Origin of the sequence: Bacillus mycoides (assembly GCF_001757995.1) — a bacterium.
In the GTDB taxonomy this organism is placed as follows: domain Bacteria; phylum Bacillota; class Bacilli; order Bacillales; family Bacillaceae_G; genus Bacillus_A; species Bacillus_A mycoides_B.
Map to the genome: position 1 here is coordinate 1 of NZ_LXLV01000103.1, position 525 is coordinate 525.

Annotated in this window: 1 protein-coding gene; it reads right to left on the reverse strand. The window is 37.9% G+C overall.

What is annotated here, in order from left to right; translation table 11 throughout:
- The coding region (locus BWGOE10_RS28700) for an IS6 family transposase (RefSeq protein ID WP_081339306.1) at positions 1–476 on the reverse strand (476 nt) is incomplete at its 3' end.
- Positions 477–525: the final 49 nt, after the last annotated feature.

Sequence of the window (525 nt, forward strand, 5' to 3'; positions counted from 1 at the left end):
CCTTCAGGCATATGTTTCTCTTCTTTCAACTCTTGAATCGCTACAGGATAGGCAGGATTCTTATCTACTGTTATCACGCGAGGTTTAGAAACGTACGAAAAAGCCAAGGCTTTCTTGAAAAAGCGCTTGGCTGCTTGTTTATCTCTTGATTGACTTAGATAAAAATCAATTGTATACCCTTCTGAATCGACTGCACGATATAAATACATCCATTGCCCTTTTACTTTGATATATGTTTCATCGACTCTCCAAGAGTCATTTGTTGACTTAAGATGATGTCGTACTTTCTCTTCTAATTGAGGTCCATATTGATGAACCCAGCGCATAATCGTTGTGTGAGCAATTGATAATCCTCTTTCCTCCATCATTTCCACCAGGTTACGAAAGCTCAAATTGTACCGTAGGTACCACCTTACTGTTAATAAGATTAGTTCAGGCTGATAATGCTTCCATTTGAACAAATTCTCCTTTTCCATACTGATCACACACCTTTTGTAGAGTAGTAATATCAGTATGTCCAAGTTT